The following is a 17,178-nucleotide window of genomic DNA, read 5'->3' on the forward strand; positions in this document are numbered from 1 at the left end:
CCGGATGGCGACCAAAGGTGATCTGATCGAGGCGCAGAACTTCTCGCGTCGTCGGCTGCTGAGCGCGTTCGTCAGCGGTGCTCCGGGAGGAAAGGAACTCGAACCCGCAACTCCGCTGCGCGCCGTGATCGCCGCCATCGCCCTCACCGCGCTGGTCGTGCTCATCGGAGTGTTCTACGGTTTCATCCGCCCGGGCCTGCCGCAGGGCTGGGAGAACGGCAAGCTCGTGCTCGTGTCCGATACGGGAGCCCGTTTCGTGACCGTGGACGGGGCGCTGCATCCGGTCATCAACACCGCCAGCGCGCGCCTGCTGCTTCCTTCGAGCGAATTCGACGTGATCTCCACCGACCAGGCCAGCCTCGCCGGCACGCCGATCGGCGCGACGCTCGGGATCGTCGGTGCCCCGGACGAGCTCCCCTCCCCCGGCGGGCTGGTCAACGCCGGCTGGACCGCGTGCGTCGCGGAGGACGCGGCGCTGGAAGTGCGCATCGGAGGCGAGGCGCGCGTGGCGGCGGCCGATGACCGCAGCGCGGTCGTCGAATCGGACGACATCCTCTATGTCGTCTCCGGCGAGCGCAGCTTCGCAATCACGGCCACCGACTCCGACGCAGTCCTGCGAGCGGCCGGGATCACCGCCCTGGACCCGACGATCGTGCCGGCGGAATGGCTGAATCTGTTCACGCCGGCCTCGGCGCTGACGCCTCTCGTCGTCGAGGACGTGGGAGAGCGGCTTGCGGGCACGGATCTGCGGATCGGCGACGTCGTCCACGTGGCGGGAACGCCCGACGACGAGCGCCTGCTGGTCCAGCCGGAGGGTTCGCTGGCGGCCCTGTCCCCGCTGGCCTGGCAGTTGTACCAGCTGGGAAGCGGAAAGGCGCTGGGTGGCGAAGTGCGCGAGGTGTCGGCATCCGACGTCGCCGGGCTCGAGACGGCAACCCGACCGGCGGGCGCCGAGGACTGGCCCACCGTGGGCTTCCCCACCATCGATGCCGATGACCGCCCGTGCGCGCAGCTCGAGTCGGCCGGGGACGGGCGCACGCGCACTGCGCTGGCCGTGCACCGCGCGGACGCCGACATCGTCGAGGGTGTGAGCGTCGAACCGGGCGCGGGCGCGGTGGTTCGTGCCGGCGGCCGCGGTGACCAGAGCACCCGGCTGCTCACCCTCGTGGATGCCACCGGCACGGCGTACCCGGTACCGGGGGCGACCGAGGAGACCCTGGCTCGGCTGGGGTACGCCGCGGACGAGGTGGGCGAGATCGGCGATGAGTGGACCGCTCTCCTGCCCACAGGCCCCGCCCTGAGCGAAGAGGCCGCGGGTCGGTCTCCGGCGGCCTCGGCCGACGCGGAGGATCGGTGACCGGCCGGCTGCGCACGGTCGCGGCCGTGGCGGCGCTCCTCACCGCGGTGCTCGCGGCCGCGCCCGGCCCCGTCCTCGCCGCGTCGCCGGTGTCGGCAGCGGCGACCGGGGAATGCACGGCATCCACGCGCATCGCCGAACCGGTGACGGCCCTGGGCGAGTTGCAGAGCGAGGCGGCGTGGGGGCTCACCCGAGGCGCGGGTGTGGTGGTCGCGGTCGTCGACTCGGGAGTCGCCGCCAATCCGCACCTCACCGGCGCCATCGTCGGCGGCGTGAATCTCGTGCCGGACGGCACCGATCCGACCGGCAGCACTGATGCGTACGGGCACGGCACCGCGATCGCAGGACAGATCGCCGCCCGGGGGATCCCCGGATCGGGCGTCGAAGGTCTCGCGCCGGAAACGCGTATCCTGCCCGTCCGCGTGTTCGCCGGCACGTCCGACCAGGACGTGGATGCCGGCTTCGGCCCCGACGTGGGGCGCCTGGCAGCCGGCATCCGCTATGCCGCCGACCACGGGGCGCAGATCATCAACGTGTCCATGAGCACCGTGGGCGCCCATCCGGGTCTCGCCGAGGCCGTCGCATACGCCAGCGGGCAGGGCAGTCTCGTCGTGTCAACGGCGGGAAATCGCGACTCGACGCTGTCGGTCGAGGATGCCGAGGACGACGGGGCGCGCTACCCGGCCGGTTTCGACGGCGTGCTGGGCGTGACGGCGACCGACACGTCGGGGGTCGTGACCGACGCCAGCATCCACGGCCCGCACGTTCGGCTGGCCGCTCCCGGCCAGCTCGTCGCCACCTCGTCCGCCGTCGGCGGCGACTGCGTGTACGCGACGGATGCTCCCGCCACCAGCTACGCCGCCGCATATGCGTCGGCATCCGCTGCTCTCGTGGCGGCCGCCCACCCCGACGAGTCCCCCGCGCAGTGGGCGTACCGGCTCGAGGCGACCGCGGTGCGCACTGATCCGGACCGGCGCGACGACGTCAGCGGCTGGGGCGTGGTGCAGCCGTACGACGCCATCATGCTCGTCCCGGGTTCTGGTCTGCGCGGACCGGCCAGCCCGTTCGTCGACGGTGAGCCCGTTCCGCCCGCCGCGGCGGACGGTGCCGCGGTGCGCGTCACGGGCGACCCCGGCGCCGACGTCGCGGCCATCAACATCGGCATGATCATGGGGATCGCCGGGCTCGTCGTGCTCGCGACTCTCGGCGCGCTCGGGGTGTACGTCACGCGACGGGTGGAACCGACCGCTGCGCGCGCGGCTCCCGCCGGCCGGGGCCTGTTCGGCGACGCGCCGGAAGCCTGACGCGTTCGGTCAGACGCCGTCGCGCCGCAGCGCGAGCCGGTACTCGCCGAGAAGGAACGCTTCACCCAGGGGCACGGGCGTGCCGGACTCGATCTCCTGCTCATCGCCGTCCGCGGTGAGCAGGGACACTCCGTTCGTGGAGCCGAGGTCGGTGATGGTCCACCCATCGCCCGACCAGGCCAGGCGAGCGTGCTGTTTGGACACCGTGCGGGTGTGGTCGGGCACGGCGACGGCCTGCGTCGACTCATCCGGCGAGAACGGACGCCGACCGAGCACGACGTCCTCCGCCACCAAGACGACGGCCGTGCCGTCGGGAAGCAGGAGCTCCCACTCCCGCACGCCGCTGACCACGTGTGTGTGCTCGTCGACATCGTCGGGGGCGGCGGGGGTGGGGGCAGAGGCGGGGGCAGCGGGCGGCGCGGCGAGAGCCGGCGGAGCGGATGCGGCGGGAGCCGGCGGCGCGGGTGCGGGGGCAGGCGCGGGCATGTGCATGATCGGTGCCGGCGTGGGGGTCGAAGCCGGGGCGGGTGGCGCGGGCACGTGCATGACCGGCGCGGGCGCCGCGCCTGCCGGGGCCGACGGCGCCGCGGGTACGCGGGAGGAGGCCGCATGCCCTGCCGGCGCAGGCACGGGGGCAGCAGGCACGTCGGCTGCGGCATCCGCCCCCGCAGGGACCGGGCGCGCGTCGGCCAGCAACGTCGCCCACACCGGGGGAAGCACCGCGCCGAGGGCCGTCATCCCCGCACCCCTGCCGTACCCCACCCCGATGCGGTGCACCGCCATGACCCGAAGGACGAACCCGTATACGGCGACGAACGGCACCAGCAGCAGCACGACCTTCACCGGGTCCACGCTTCCGAGGCGGAACAGCTCCGCCTCGCGCAGCACGGGCACCCAGGCGCGCCACGTGGGAGCGCCGTGCGCGGCGAACACGCGGGCGAGGCCCCACGAGTACCAGACGTGCCACGCGGCGAGGACGATCAGCGCGCAGGCCGACGCCATCAGGACAGGCGCGGCAGCGGATGCATCGGGCACGGAAGGGTCCTTTCGGGGCATCGCACATCGATGCCCCGACGCTATCGTCTTCCGCTCCCGGCAGCACGAATACTCACTCGGCAGCACGAATACTCACTCGGCAGCGGGGCGGGTCAGGCGGCGGCGATCACGGCGAGCACGGCCTCGCCGTAGGCCTCACGCTTCTTGGCGCCGATGCCGGTGATCCCGTCCAGGTCCGCGAGCGTGCGGGGACGATGCTCGGCGAGCGCCCGCAGCGTCGCATCGCCGAAGACGATGTAGGCCGGCATCCCCTGCTCCCGCGCGGTCTCGGCACGCCACGCGCGCAGCGCCTCGAACAGGCCGCGGTCCCCCTCGCCGAGACTGTCGGCCGCCGAGGCCTTCCGCACCCGCGCGGCGGTCGCCGGCCGGCCGATCGTGTCGCGCCGCAGCGGCACCGCCGCCTCACCGCGCAGCACCGCACCGGCGGGGTCGCCGAGGGCGAGCGTGCCGTAGTCGCCGCGCGCGACGAGGATGCCGCGGGCCAGCAGCTGCCGCACGATCGAACGCCAATCCTGATCGGTGAGGTCCGCCCCCAGCCCGTACGTCGACAGTCGGTCGTGTCCCTGCTGGCGGATCCGCTCGGTGTCGGCGCCGCGCAGGATGTCGATGAGGTGCCCCGCGCCGAACGACTGGTTGCGCTCGCGCTGCAGCCGCACGATCGTCGACAGCAGCTTCTGCGCCGGCACCAGGCCGTCGTACGTCTCCGGCGTCTCCAGGCAGGTGTCGCAGTTGCCGCAGGGACCCGACTCCTGGCCGAAGTAGCCCAGCAGGTTCTGTCGACGGCATTGCACCGTCTCGCACAGCGCCAGCATCGCGTCCAGATGCTGCCCCATGCGCATCTTGAACGTGCGGTCGCCGGGGCTCTGATCGATGAGTCGCCGCTGCTGCACGACGTCGCCCAGGCCATACGCCATCCAGCCGACCGCGGGTTCGCCATCGCGACCGGCGCGGCCGGTCTCCTGGTAGTACCCCTCCACCGACTTCGGCAGGTCGATGTGCGCGACGAAGCGCACATCGGGCTTGTCGATGCCCATGCCGAAGGCGATCGTGGCGACCATCACGACACCGTCTTCGCGGAGGAACCGTGACTGATGCCGCGCGCGAATGCCGGCATCCAACCCCGCGTGATACGCCAGCGCGTCAAGACCCTGCGTGCGCAGATACTCGGCGGTCTGCTCGACGGATTTGCGGCTGAGCGCATAGACGATGCCCGCGGACCCCTCGGGCATCGACCGGATGAACGACACCAGCTGCCGCCGCGGATCGACCTTCGGCACAATGCGGTACTGGATGTTGGGGCGGTCGAAGCTCGCGACGAAGTGCCGCGCCTGCGGCAGGTGCAGCCGCTCGGTGAGCTCCTGGTGCGTGGCGCGGGTGGCCGTCGCGGTGAGCGCCATCCGCGGCACCCCGGGGAAGCGCTCGGCAAGGTCACCGAGGGCGAGGTAGTCGGGGCGGAAGTCGTGACCCCACTGCGACACACAGTGGGCCTCGTCGATCGCGATGACGCTGAGCTTTCCCCGCTGCAGCAGCGACGTCGTCTGCGAGCTGGAGAGCCGCTCGGGGGCGACATAGATGAGGTCGAGGTCACCGGCGAGGTAGTCGCGCTCGACGGCCTGCCGCTCGGCGGCCGACTGCGTGGAGTTGAGATAGGCCGCGCGCACGCCGTTGGCGATCAGCGCGTCCACCTGGTCGTGCATCAGCGCGATCAGCGGCGAGATCACGAGCCCAGTGCCCTCGCGCACGAGCGCAGGCACCTGATAGGTGATCGACTTCCCCGCGCCGGTGGGCATGAGCACGACGGCATCGCCACCACCCACCACGTGCGCGACGACATCGCCCTGGTCGCCGCGGAACTCGTCGTACCCGAACACCTCTTTGAGCACGGCGCGCGGGTCGGAACCGGTCAGTTCCCGACGAGGCGGCAGATCAAGACCTGCGGATGCCGCGGCGGGCGATGCCGCGCGCGGCGGCGTCGCGCGCGGGGGCGTCCAGGTCTGCTCCGGCGGGGGCATCCAGCCGTCGTCCGGCGGGACGTCCCAGTCCTCAGGCGGCGGTTCGTACGCGTCGAAGGGTGCGTCGGACGGCGCCCATCCGGCATCCGTCGTGTTGCGCCCGTCTCCCACCCGAACACCCTACCCAGCCCGGCTGACACCGGGCTGCGCAGGTCACCCCCCGCCGCCGTCGCCGCCTCCGCCACCGCCGAATCCGCCACCGCCGAATCCGCCCCCGTCGAACCCGCCGTAGCCGCCCCCGCCACCGTCGAAACCGCCGCCACCGAACCCGCCGCCGGAGTACCCGTCGGACTGGACGCCGCCCATCTCCCCCACCCACGCGGGCTCCCCGGCGAGCTCGAGCGAACCCGCACCGACGGAGTAGTACGCGATGAGGACCGACGAGGTCAGGAAATGGCTCGCCACGAGGGCGGCGAGCACCGGATCGTCGAACGGCCACACGATCGACGTCCGATCGGGGCGCCGGCCACTGCTGCCCTCGGGGCGCTCGTCCTCGAGCACCGCCGTGCCCGCACCGCCGCCGGACGCCGCCGTCCGGCGCAGCACGCTCGCCAGCAGCGTCGGCTCGGGATCGCGGGCCTGTTCCTGCTCCGACATGAACGGCCGCAGTTTCTCGAACATCTCGGCGCGGCGATGTCTGGACAGCTGCTTGAAAGCCGACTCGTGCGCGCGTTCGATGACGCTGGCCGGCAGGGTGTTCAACAGGTACACATAGCGCGACATGCGCTCTTCGTCCGACACCGCGGCGTACGGGACGCGGCGGCGACGGCGCCTCCACAGGACCATCGCTTCACCTCCCCATTCAGGTGCCTGCAGGCTACGCCGCCGCACGTGCGCGCACCATGGACTTCTCGTGCGAGATGGAGGCCTCTCAGCACCACCGCTCGGCCAGCGCCGAGATGACCGTGAAGTTGCGATTGGTCGCCACTCCCAGCAGCTTCGCCGCCCGCAGCGGGTCGACCCTGCCCGCCTCGTAGCCGGGCAGCAGCAGCGCGTGCGCCGCACGGCCGCGCACGATCATCTCGCCGAGGTCCGACGAGGTCGACTCGATCTGCTCGATCGCCGCAGCGGAGGGCTGCTCCTTCAGCAGGTACACGTAGTGCCGCGCCAACTCTGGCCGGGCCGCGTTCAGTTCCCGGGCGGTGTCCGCGATCGCGGCCAACTCCCCCGCGGCGAACACGATCGTCGGCACATCGAACCCCCGGTCGGCCGCGAAGGCGCGCTCGAGGCGGTCTTCGATGCGTGCGCGAGAGCGCATCGCCGTGGTGAACCGCACGTTGCCGGTGTTGATGTGCGTCGCGGCATCCGCGAAGCCCGCCTCTTCCACCACGCGACGGATGTCGCCCTGGGGGAACACGCGCTTCGCACCGAGATTGATCGCCCGCAAGAACGCCAGGTAGGTCGCCACAATGCCATTGTGCTCGGCACCGCAGCCGGTGCCTACGGCCGGCGTGCCACAACTCAGTCCCGGCCGGGCCGGAACCACCCCCGCCGCCCTCCCACCCGCACCCGCACGGACTGAGTTACGACACGGGCCCCGCTACAGCCGCACGACCTCGGTCACCCGGACCACGGCGGCGCCCTCCTCGACCGACGCCGCCAGGTCGACCTCGGCCCGGATGCGCCAGTCGTGGTCGCCGGCGGGGTCGTCGATGATCTGCTCGACGCGCCAGGTGCCGGATGCCGCGTCGGTCTCGTCGATGACGCACAGTCCCGGCGAGCGCGCCGGACCGCCGGTGAGGATCTCGTCGTGCTCGTCGTAGTAGGAATCCAGCGCGGCCGACCAGTCCGCGTCGGGGTCCAGCGCGGTGAGCGCGTCGTCGTCCTGCAGCGCGGCCAGCCGCACCCGGCGGAACATCTCGTTGCGCACCAGCACCGTGAAGGCGCGGCGGTTCGTGAGCACCGACGGCGGCGCGGGCGGCACGACGGGGGCGTCCGGGTCGGCGGTCGGGTTGGTCAGCGCCTCCCACTCGTCGACGAGGCTCGAGTCCACCTGGCGCACGAGTTCGCCCAGCCACTCGATGACGTCCATGAGGTCGTCGGTGCGCGCCTCGGCCGGCACGGTCTGGCGGATCGCGCGGAACGCGTCGCTGAGGTAGCGCAGCACCAGGCCCTCGCTGCGGCCCAGCTGGTACAGCGCGACGAACTCGCCGAACGACAGGGCCCGCTCGTACATGTCGCGCACGATGGACTTCGGCGACAGGTGGAAGTCACGCACCCACGGCTGGCTCGAGGCGAACACCTCGAACGACTGCAGCAGCAGCTCTGCCAGCGGCTTGGGATAGGTGATGTCCTCGAGCAGCGCCATGCGCTCCTCGTACTCCACGCCGTCGCGCTTCATCGCCGCGACCGCTTCGCCCCGCGCCTTGTACTCCTGCTGGTTGAGGATCGCCCGCGGGTCGTCGAGGGTCGCCTCGATGACGCTGACGACGTCGAGGGCGTAGTGACCGGTGCCGACCGTGCCAGCGGCACCGGGCGTGGCATCCGCACCCCGGCCCAGCTCCACCTCGGGATCGAGCAGGTCGATGGCGGCGAGCGCGAACGGCGACAGCGGCTGGTTGAGCGCGAAGTTCGGCTGCAGGTCGATGGTGAGTCGGATGCCGTCGGCGCCCGATTCCACGATGCCGGCGGACACCAGCGTGCGGAAGATCGCGATCGCCCGACGGGCGAGGTCGTACTGGCGGGCGCGGGGCTCGTGGTTGTCGAACACGAGCGAGCGGACGTTGCCGAACACGTCGCCGCCGCGCCCGATGACGTTGATGAGCATCGCCGCGGTCAGCTGCAGGTGCGGCATGAGCGGTTCCGGCTGCGCCTGGATGAGCCGCTCGTACGAGCCGAGACCCCAGTTGACGACCCCGGTGGGCGCCTTCTTGCGCACGATCTTCTTGCGCTTGGCGGCGTCGTCGCCGGCGCGGCGCAGTGCCGCCTCGTTCTCGATCTCCCACTCCGGGGCCATCACCACGACGTTGCCGTAGGGGTCGTACCCGGCCCGGCCCGCCCGGCCGGCGACCTGATGGAACTCCCGCGCCGACAGCTGCCGCATCTTGACGCCGTCGTACTTGGACAGCGCCGTGATCACGACGGTGCGGATGGGCACGTTGATGCCGACCCCGAGCGTGTCGGTGCCGCAGATGACCTGCAGCAGGCCCCGCTGGGCAAGGGTCTCCACCAGGCGCCGGTACCGCGGCAGCATGCCGGCGTGGTGCACCCCGATGCCGGCGCGCACGAGCCGCGACAGCGTCTTGCCGAACGCGGTGTTGAAGCGGAACCCGCCGATCGCCTCGCCGATGGCATCCCGCTGCTCCCGCGAGGCCACCTTGCCGCTGGCCAGCGCCTGCGCGCGCTCCAGCGCGGCGGCCTGCGAGAAGTGCACGATGTACACCGGCCGCTCCTTCTCGTCCAGGAGCGAGGCCACCACCTCGTGCACGGGCCGGCGCTCGTAGGAGAAATGCAGCGGCACGGGTCGCTCGACACCGGTGACCATGGCGGTCGGGCGACCGGTGCGCCGAGTGAGGTCGTCCGCGATGTCGGTGACATCTCCCAGGGTCGCCGACATGAGCAGGAACTGCGCGCGCGGCAGCAGCAGCAACGGCACCTGCCAGGCCCATCCGCGGTCGAGGTCGCCGTAGTAGTGGAACTCGTCCATGACGACCTGGTCCACATCGGCATCCGCGCCCTGCCGCAGCGCGATGTTCGCGAGGATCTCGGCGGTGCAGCAGACGATCGGCGCCTCGGGGTTGACCGACGAGTCGCCGGTGACCATCCCGACGTTGTCGGCGCCGAAGATGTCGACGAGGGCGAAGAACTTCTCGCTCACGAGCGCTTTGATGGGGGCGGTGTAGTAGGTGCGGCCACCCGCGGCGAGGGATGCCGCATGAGCGGCGATCGCGACGAGCGACTTGCCGGTGCCGGTGGGGGTGGACAGCACCACGTTCGCGCCCGAGACGAGTTCCATGACGGCCTCGTCCTGCGCCGGGTACAGCGCGAATCCCTGTTCGGTGGCCCACGTCACGAACGCGTCGTACACGCCGTCGGGATCGGGCGCGGCACGGACGGCGTCAAGAAGGGTCACACTGTCGAGTCTGCACGACGCCCGGGCCGGCGGGGCACCCCGGCCAGGCCGGGCACGCCCGATCGGAGGCGCCTGGGCGAGCAGGCGCCCCGGTCAGCAGCAGCGCGCGCCGGGATTGCGGTCCTGCTCGGCCATCTTCTGCCGCCAGAACTCCCGCTCGGTCGGCGGCTCCTGGTCGGGGTGGTGGATGCGCTGGTGGGCGACGAAGGTGGCATACGCGCTGTCGCCCATGAGGGTCTGGAAATACCAGCGGATGCCGCGGCCCGCCCGCCGCACGAGGGATCCGAGTCCCCCGCGCGACGTGCGGGCCACCGCATTGCTCTGGTCCATCAACCGGCCTCGCTCAGTGCCCACCGGTGGTGGGGCGCTTGTCGGCGGGAAGCTGCTCCCACAGCTTCTCGATCTCGCGCTCCTCCTTCGTGGCGATGAGTCCCGCCGGGGCGAAGCGCCGCGAGGGCACGGGCGGCACTTCGTGGTCATCCCCGCCGCCGCGGCGGATTGCCTGGATGCTCACGAGCACCGACGTCGTGATGACGATGATCGACAGCACCACGAAGATGATCGACAGCGTCCCCTGCACGGCGGTGTTGCGCACGACCGCCTCCATCGCCGCCACCGTCGGCGCCGTGCCGAACGAGGTCTCGCCGGCGGCGAGCGCGTTTCGGAACGCGGCATTGTTGGCCCAGTAACCCACCTGCGGCACCGGCGAGAAGATCTTGTACATCGACGCCGTGATGGTCACCACCGCGGTGAAGGCCAGCGGCAGCGCGATGATCCACAGCCACTTCACGTAACTCTTGCCTCGTTTGGCGACGATCGCCAGCACGACCGACAGCGCGATCGCCGCCAGCAGCTGGTTGGCGATGCCGAACAGCGGGAAGAACGTGTTGATGCCGCCGAGGGGGTCCGTCACGCCCAGGATGAGGATCGCTCCCCAGCCGGCGACCATGATCGCCGTGCAGATCCACACTCCGGGTCGCCAGGACAGGTCGCGGAACTTCGGGACCACCACGCCGATGGAGTCCTGCAGCATGAAGCGGGCCACGCGCGTGCCGGCATCCACCGCGGTCAGGATGAACAGCGCTTCGAACATGATCGCGAAGTGATACCAGAAGGCCATCATCGCTTGTCCACCGAGGGCCTGCTGCATGATGTGCGCCAGACCCAGGGCCAGCGTCGGTGCGCCGCCGGTGCGGGAGATGATGCTCTCCTCGCCGACGGCGGCCGCAGTGTCGGTGAGCATGTCCGGGGTGAGGTTCACCCCCGCCAACCCCAGGCCGTTCACGAACGCGACGGCCCCTTCCACGGTGCCCAGGGTCGCGGCGGCGGAGGCGTTCATGGCGAAGTAGATGCCACGGTCGATGGAGATCGCAGCGACCAGCGCCATGATCGCGACGAACGATTCCATGAGCATGCCGCCGTAGCCGATGAAGCGGGTCTGCCGCTCCTTCTCGATGAGCTTCGGCGTCGTGCCCGACGCGATGAGCGCATGGAACCCCGAGAGGGCGCCGCACGCGATCGTGACGAACAGGAACGGGAAGAGCGGTCCGGAGAACACCGGCCCCAGCTCCCCATCGGCGAACTCGCTGAACGCGGGAACGTTGATTTCGGGACGCACCAGCACGATCGCGCCGGCCAGCATGACGATGACGCCGATCTTCATGAACGTCGACAGGTAATCGCGCGGGGCCAGCAGCAGCCACACCGGCAGCACCGCGGCGATGAAGCCGTAGATGATGATGCCCCAGGCGATCGTGGTGCGATCCAGCGTGAACAGCGCCGCGCCCCACTCGGTGTCGGCGATCCAGCCGCCGGCGATGATCGCGGTGATCAGCAGCACGAAGCCGATGATCGAGATCTCGGTGATCTTGCCGGGCCGGATCCATCGCAGGTAGCAGCCCATGAACAGCGCGATCGGGATGGTCATCGAGACGCTGAACACGCCCCAGGGGCTCTCGCCGAGGGCGTTGACCACGACGAGCGCGAGGATCGCGACGATGATGATCATGATGAGCAGGGATGCCACGATCGCCGCGGTCCCGCCGATGCGGCCCAGTTCGTCGCGGGCCATCTGACCGATCGTGCGGCCGCCGCGGCGCATCGAGAAGAACAGCACCAGGTAGTCCTGCACCGCACCGGCCAGGATGACGCCGACGATGATCCAGATCGTGCCGGGGAGGTAGCCCATCTGGGCTGCCAGCACCGGGCCGACCAGCGGTCCGGCGCCGGCGATCGCGGCGAAGTGGTGGCCGTACAGCACCCGGCGGTCGGTGGGGACGTAGTCCTTGCCGTCCTGCTTGTATTCCGCAGGGGTCGCGCGCCGGTCGTCGGGCCGGGTGATGTGCTTCTGGATCACCTTCGAGTAGAAGCGGTAGCCGATGAGGTAGGTGCACACCGCGGCGAACACGAACCAGATGGCGTTGACGGTCTCGCCGCGCACGATGGCGAGCATGACCCATGCGAGCCCGCCGAGGAGGGCGATGCCCGCCCACAGCAGGATCTTCGGCAGCGTCCAGCGCGTCTCACGCTCCGGCAGGGCGACGGGAGGCAGGTCGGGGTCTGGGGCGAGCGCCGCGGCGCCGCCGTGTGGGGTAGGCGGATGAGTAGTCATCGGTTCTCCTTGGGCGCGACATTGCGTGGCACCCAAGGTAGACGCATCACGCCGACGACCCGGTGAGCCTCGCGGAATCGGCGTGCCGCACCTACGTTGGAATCCAGCGACCCGGAGGAGCCCCCATGGCCGACAGTGATAACCCCACGACAGTCACCCGCGACGACGGCGACAGCCGCTACGAGATCCGGCTCGGGGGTGTGCTCGCGGGTTACACCGAGTTCGAGATCGACCCGCGCGGGCGGTTGCGCTTCATCCACACCGAGATCGATCCGGCGTTCCGCGGGCGGGGCGTGGCAAGCGCGCTCCTCGGCGAGGCGATGGCCGATGTCGCCCGCCGCGGCGAAGTCGTGGAACCGCTGTGCCCGTTCGTGGCGAAGTACCTGCGGGAGAACGAGGTCGCCGGACTGGTGGTGCAGTGGCCGTTCCGCAGCGGTCAGGATGCCGCCGGGGAAGCATCGGCATGACCCGATGGGACGCCGAGGCCGCTGCGCAGCCACTCCCGGCTGCGGAGGCCAAGACGTCCACCGCCGAAGCGGAGACCCCCGGCGTGCTGCTGCTGGAGGCGCGTGAGGTGCCGTTGGGGGGCCTGCGCGGCATGCAGGTTCACCGGAGCCTGCCGCAGCGCAACCTGCCGACCGTCGGTGCGTGGTGCTTCCTCGACCGGTTCGGCCCGCAGTCGACGATCATGCGCGTCGAGCCCCACCCGCACATCGGGCTGCAGACGGTGACGTGGCCGCTGGTGGGCGAAGTGCGCCACCGCGACACCGTGGGCAGCGACGTCGTGGTGCGCCGTGGCGCGCTGGATCTCATGACCAGCGGGGCGGGGATCGCCCACTCCGAATACTCCGTCGGCGACGGCCCGATTCCGCTGGATGCCCTGCAGCTGTGGGTCGCGCTTCCGGAGTCCCGCCGCCACGGCCCGCCGGCCTTCGAGCAGCACGAGCAGCTGCCGCAGGTGCCCCTCGGCGACGGCACGGAGGCGACCGTCGTGATGGGCTCCCTGGCGGGCGTGACCTCACCGGCATCCACCTATACGCCCCTCGTCGGCGCGGAGCTGCGCCTTGCCGCCGGCGCCCGCGTGCGGCTGCCGCTGGCGGCGTCGTGGGAGCACGCCGTCGTCGGCGTCACCGGTGAGGTGATGGTCACGACGGGGCCGGATGCCGCGGTGCCCCTCGCGCCGCAGCAGTTGCTGTACCTCGCACCCGGGCACGACGCCGTGGAACTGACCGCGAGCGCGCAAGCCACGGTGTTCTTCCTCGGCGGCGAGCCGTTCGAGAGCGACATCGTGATGTGGTGGAACTTCGTCGGTCGATCCCACGAGGAGATCGTCGAAGCGCGCGAGGCGTGGGAGGCCGACTCGCCGCGGTTCGGTCACGTCGTCGGGCACGGGCCGGAGCGGGTGCCTGCCCCGCCGCTGCCCGCCGTGCGGCTGCGCAGCCGTCGCCGCCGAAGCTGAGGGATTTCCTGGTTTTCTCCGGGAGACCGCCCGGCACCCACCGATCGCGAGCGGATACGCTGGGACGCGTGGCCCCGGCATCCCGTCTCTCGACGCGCGTTCTGCTGACGTGCGCGGCGATCGGTGTGGCAACGGGCCTGCTCGGCGGCTTCGCCGGCTGGGTGACCCCCGCGATCGTCGCCGGCATCCCGATCGTCTACGGCTTCGTGCTGGGCGTGCATGTGCTCCCCGGCATCATCGCGCAGGAGGCCGTACGGCTGCCCTGGGTGGCGCTCATCTCACACCTGATCGCAGCGCTGGTGGCCAGCGCCATGGCGCCGCACTGGGCGATGCGCTTCATCGGTACGGCGTTGCTGTTCGGCGGCATCCAGGAGCTCGTCGCCGCCGCCACCCGCTACCGGGTGTGGAAGCCGTGGCGGTTCTTCATCTCCGCGGTCGTCATCGGCGTGCTCGTCGCGGTGGTCGTGGCGACGGTCGCGAACCTCGCCACGCTGGCGCCGTGGGCGCAGGTGACGTACCTGGCGCTGTCGGTGCTGGGACCGGTGGTGTGGACGGCGGCGGGGCTGGCGATCGGTGTCGCGCTGCGCCGCGCCGGGGTCGCCCGCGCGAGCGTGTACTGACCTGCCATGTTTCGGTGAGGCTCGGCTAAGTTGGGGCGGGACCCCGTCCCTTCGTCTTCTGGATCCGCCGTGACCTCCCCTCGACGCGACGAACCCGCCGCGTCGGCGGCGACGTCCACCGCCCCGCTGCTGCGGGTGACCGAACTCGGCGTGCGCTACCCCGGGGCGGATGCCGCTGTCCCCGCGGGTGCCGACCTGACGATCGCCCGCGGCGAGGTGGTGCTGCTGCTGGGGCCGAGCGGCTCGGGCAAGTCGACGCTCGCGTTGACGCTGAACGGCCTCATCCCGCAGGCCGTCCCCGCGACGGTGAGCGGGTCGGTGCAGGTGGCGGGGGCGGATGCCGCAACCACCCCCGTCGCGCAGCTGGCGACCCAGGTGGGCATGGTCTTCCAGGATCCCGACGCGCAGCTGGTGACCGGGAGCGTCCTGGACGAGGTGGCATTCGGCCCGGAGAACCTGCGAATGCCGGCGGCCGAGGTGCTGGCCCGCAGCGAGGCGGCGCTGCGCCGCGTGGGGCTGTGGCAGCGCCGGCACGAGAACCCGGACCGGCTCTCCGGCGGCGGGCGGCAGCGCCTCGCGATCGCCTGCGCCCTCGCGCTGGGGTCGCCGCTGCTCGTGCTGGACGAGCCGACGGCCAACCTCGATCCGCAGGGGATCGACGAGGTGTACGCCGCGCTGGCGGAGCTGGTGGCCGCGGGCGACCACGCCATCCTGCTGGTGGAGCACAACCTGGATGCCGCCATGGCACTGGTGGACCGCGTCGTCGTGCTCGACCACGACGGGCGTACGTTCGCCGCCGGTCCCGCCGCCGCCGTGCTGCGCGGGCGGGCGGCGGAGCTGCACGAGATGGGGGTGTGGCTGCCCACCGCCACAATCGCCGCGCTGCGCCTGCGCAGCGCCGGGTATGCCCTCGATCCCCTCCCGCTGACCCCGGCCGAACTGCACTCGGCGCTGGAGGAGGCGCCGGCGCCCGATGCGGCATCCGTCCCGCCGACTCGCACGCCGCCGCCCGGCGCCGGCGGCGCCACGCCGCTCGTGCGGGTGCGGGGGCTCACCGTGTCGCGCGGGCAGTCGCGGATCCTGCACGGCGTGGACCTGGACGTCCACGCCGGCGAGTTCGTTGCGGTCGTCGGTGCCAACGGTGCCGGCAAGACCACCCTCGTGCAGGCCATCGCCGGGGTCGTCCGGCCGCCGCGCGGCGCCGTGCAGGTCGGCGACATCGATCCCGGCAGGGCGGATGCCCGCACGCTGCACCGGCGCATCGGGTTCGTCTTCCAAAACCCCGAACATCAGTTCATCGCGCACACCGTGTTCGACGAGCTGGCGCACGGCCTGCGGCTGCAGAAGCTCCCGGAGGCCGAGGTGCGGGAGCGCACGCTCGAGGTGCTGGCCCGGTTCGGGCTGGCGGCGAAGGCCGATGTGCACCCGTTCCTGCTGTCCGGCGGGCAGAAGCGCCGGCTCTCGGTCGGCACGGCTCTCGTGGCCGGCGCCCCGGTGCTGGCGCTGGACGAACCCACGTTCGGCCAGGATCGCGCGCGGGCCGACGAGCTGCTGGGGCTGCTGCGCGACCTCAACCGGCAGGGCACGACGATCATCGTGGTGAGCCACGACATGCAGCTGGTGGCCGAGTACGCCGATCGCACGATCGTGCTCGGTGACGGGCGGGTGCTGGCGTCGGGGCCCACCCCGGAGGTGTTCGCCGACGACGACCTGCTGCTTCGGGCGGGGCTGCGCCCGCCGCCGCTGCGCCAGGCGCTGCACGGCGTGACGCGGCATCCGGAGCTGGCCGCCATCGCGCGTCTGGCCGACCTCCCCGGCGGTGCGACATGACGACCGCTGTCGACCCGTACGCCCAGCTCCGCCCCACGTCGCCGGCGCGGTTCCTCTACGCCCTCAACCCCCTGGCGAAGTTCGTCGCGCCGTTGCCGGCGATGCTGGCGCTGGTGTTCGTGCGCGATGCCGCGACGCCGCTGGCGTTCGCGGCGCTGGCGTACCTGCTGCTGCTGATCGGTGCGCGATTCACGGTGCGACTCGCGGGGATCCTCGGGCTCGCCGTCCCCCTCGGCATCCTCCTCATCGGTTTCGGGCTGAGCGTGTGGACGGATGCCACGCTGGTCTCCGGCACCGGTGCCGTGCTGCAGCTGGGCGGGTGGACGCTGTATGCCGGCGCGGTGCAGGTCGGGTTCGCCACCGCGCTGCGCCTGGGCGCGATCGTGGTGCTCGCGCTGCTGCCGGGGCTCACCACGACCGGGCCCGACCTGGTGCGGTCGATGGTGCAGCAGCTGCGGGTGCCGTACCGCATCGGCTACACCGCGCTGGCCGCGTTCCGCTTCGTGCCCCGGTTCGGGCACGAGCTGGACATCATCCGCCAGGCGCATCGGGTGCGCGGCTCGCACGGCGGACGCGGCCCCTTCGCCGCGATCGCCCGCTGGTCCGGCTACATCGTGCCGCTGCTGGCGGGCGGCATCCGCCATGCCGAGCGGGTCGCGCTGGCGATGGACTCGCGCGCGTTCGGGGCGTACCCCGACCGCACCGAGCGGCATCTGGTGCCGTGGCGCGCCCGCGACACGGTGTTCGTCGCACTGTTCTGGCTGGTCACGGTCGCGCTCTCCCTGCTGCTGGCGCCCTGGGGCGGCTGAGAAACCACAAATCGGACGAGAAACCACGCGATGCATGGTTTCTCGTCC

General features: G+C 71.7%; 14 protein-coding genes. 7 read left to right on the forward strand and 7 right to left on the reverse strand.

From position 1 onward, the window contains the following. The first annotated feature begins 4 nt into the window (after positions 1–4). Both eccB and NQ151_RS14935 read left to right on the forward strand, forming a co-directional pair. Entirely contained in the window at positions 5–1,357 is a 1,353-nt protein-coding gene (gene eccB / locus NQ151_RS14930; protein WP_257528578.1) for a type VII secretion protein EccB, read from the forward strand. Further along, on the forward strand, positions 1,354–2,661 hold the full coding sequence (locus NQ151_RS14935) for a S8 family serine peptidase (RefSeq protein ID WP_257508838.1): 1,308 nt from the start codon (positions 1,354–1,356) through the stop codon (positions 2,659–2,661). Before eccB ends, NQ151_RS14935 begins: the two co-directional genes overlap by 4 nt. 9 nt (positions 2,662–2,670) lie before the next feature. Here NQ151_RS14935 and NQ151_RS14940 read toward each other — a convergent pair whose 3' ends face one another. The 7 genes from NQ151_RS14940 to NQ151_RS14970 form a co-directional block, all read right to left on the reverse strand. After that, positions 2,671–3,696, reverse strand: coding sequence for an FHA domain-containing protein (locus tag NQ151_RS14940; protein WP_257508837.1), 1,026 nt, complete (start codon positions 3,694–3,696; stop codon positions 2,671–2,673). 113 nt (positions 3,697–3,809) lie between these two features. Beyond that, complete coding sequence (recQ, locus tag NQ151_RS14945) at positions 3,810–5,729, reverse strand: DNA helicase RecQ (RefSeq protein WP_257528588.1); 1,920 nt, start codon at positions 5,727–5,729, stop codon at positions 3,810–3,812. Positions 5,730–5,882: 153 nt separating this feature from the next. Then, positions 5,883–6,515, reverse strand: coding sequence for a hypothetical protein (locus NQ151_RS14950; protein ID WP_257528579.1), 633 nt, complete (start codon positions 6,513–6,515; stop codon positions 5,883–5,885). Positions 6,516–6,600: 85 nt separating this feature from the next. Next, positions 6,601–7,137 carry a DUF1697 domain-containing protein gene (locus NQ151_RS14955; RefSeq protein ID WP_257528580.1) on the reverse strand — a complete coding sequence of 179 codons (537 nt, stop codon included), beginning with the start codon at positions 7,135–7,137 and terminating at the stop codon, positions 6,601–6,603. A 132-nt stretch (positions 7,138–7,269) separates the two neighbouring features. Continuing rightward, on the reverse strand, positions 7,270–9,801 hold the full coding sequence (locus tag NQ151_RS14960; RefSeq protein WP_257528581.1) for a DEAD/DEAH box helicase: 2,532 nt from the start codon (positions 9,799–9,801) through the stop codon (positions 7,270–7,272). A gap of 93 nt (positions 9,802–9,894) precedes the next feature. Then, positions 9,895–10,131, reverse strand: a complete 237-nt coding sequence (locus NQ151_RS14965; protein ID WP_257508833.1) for a YbdD/YjiX family protein — start codon at positions 10,129–10,131, stop codon at positions 9,895–9,897. Between the two features lie 13 nt (positions 10,132–10,144). Continuing rightward, on the reverse strand, positions 10,145–12,412 hold the full coding sequence (locus NQ151_RS14970) for a carbon starvation CstA family protein (protein WP_257528582.1): 2,268 nt from the start codon (positions 12,410–12,412) through the stop codon (positions 10,145–10,147). A 125-nt stretch (positions 12,413–12,537) separates the two neighbouring features. Here NQ151_RS14970 and NQ151_RS14975 point away from each other — a divergent pair, with 125 nt between their 5' ends. The 5 genes from NQ151_RS14975 (at position 12,538) to NQ151_RS14995 (ending at position 17,130) form a co-directional block, all read left to right on the forward strand. After that, a complete protein-coding gene (locus tag NQ151_RS14975; protein ID WP_257528583.1) occupies positions 12,538–12,879 on the forward strand; it encodes a GNAT family N-acetyltransferase in 342 nt (113 codons plus the stop codon). Continuing rightward, positions 12,876–13,871 carry a pirin family protein gene (locus tag NQ151_RS14980; RefSeq protein WP_257508830.1) on the forward strand — a complete coding sequence of 332 codons (996 nt, stop codon included), beginning with the start codon at positions 12,876–12,878 and terminating at the stop codon, positions 13,869–13,871. Before NQ151_RS14975 ends, NQ151_RS14980 begins: the two co-directional genes overlap by 4 nt. A 68-nt stretch (positions 13,872–13,939) precedes the next feature. After that, a complete protein-coding gene (locus tag NQ151_RS14985) occupies positions 13,940–14,491 on the forward strand; it encodes an ECF transporter S component (protein ID WP_257508829.1) in 552 nt (183 codons plus the stop codon). Between the two features lie 69 nt (positions 14,492–14,560). Next, positions 14,561–16,321, forward strand: coding sequence for an ABC transporter ATP-binding protein (locus tag NQ151_RS14990; RefSeq protein ID WP_257528584.1), 1,761 nt, complete (start codon positions 14,561–14,563; stop codon positions 16,319–16,321). After that, positions 16,318–17,130 (forward strand): energy-coupling factor transporter transmembrane component T, encoded by an 813-nt coding sequence (locus NQ151_RS14995; protein ID WP_257528585.1) that lies wholly within the window; start codon positions 16,318–16,320, stop codon positions 17,128–17,130. Before NQ151_RS14990 ends, NQ151_RS14995 begins: the two co-directional genes overlap by 4 nt. Positions 17,131–17,178: the final 48 nt, after the last annotated feature.

The organism is Microbacterium sp. zg-YB36 (assembly GCF_024623575.2).
In the GTDB taxonomy this organism is placed as follows: Bacteria; Actinomycetota; Actinomycetes; order Actinomycetales; family Microbacteriaceae; genus Microbacterium.

Excerpts from the sequence above, each read along its gene's own strand:
- NQ151_RS14965 (WP_257508833.1), bottom strand. The coding sequence starts at position 10,131 with ATGGACCAGAGCAATGCGGTGGCCCGCACGTCGCGCGGGGGACTCGGA.
- NQ151_RS14980 (WP_257508830.1), top strand. The coding sequence starts at position 12,876 with ATGACCCGATGGGACGCCGAGGCCGCTGCGCAGCCACTCCCGGCTGCG.
- recQ (WP_257528588.1), bottom strand. The coding sequence starts at position 5,729 with ATGCCCCCGCCGGAGCAGACCTGGACGCCCCCGCGCGCGACGCCGCCG.
- NQ151_RS14970 (WP_257528582.1), bottom strand. The coding sequence starts at position 12,412 with ATGACTACTCATCCGCCTACCCCACACGGCGGCGCCGCGGCGCTCGCC.
- NQ151_RS14995 (WP_257528585.1), top strand. The coding sequence starts at position 16,318 with ATGACGACCGCTGTCGACCCGTACGCCCAGCTCCGCCCCACGTCGCCG.
- NQ151_RS14975 (WP_257528583.1), top strand. The coding sequence starts at position 12,538 with ATGGCCGACAGTGATAACCCCACGACAGTCACCCGCGACGACGGCGAC.
- NQ151_RS14950 (WP_257528579.1), bottom strand. The coding sequence starts at position 6,515 with ATGGTCCTGTGGAGGCGCCGTCGCCGCCGCGTCCCGTACGCCGCGGTG.
- eccB (WP_257528578.1), top strand. The coding sequence starts at position 5 with ATGGCGACCAAAGGTGATCTGATCGAGGCGCAGAACTTCTCGCGTCGT.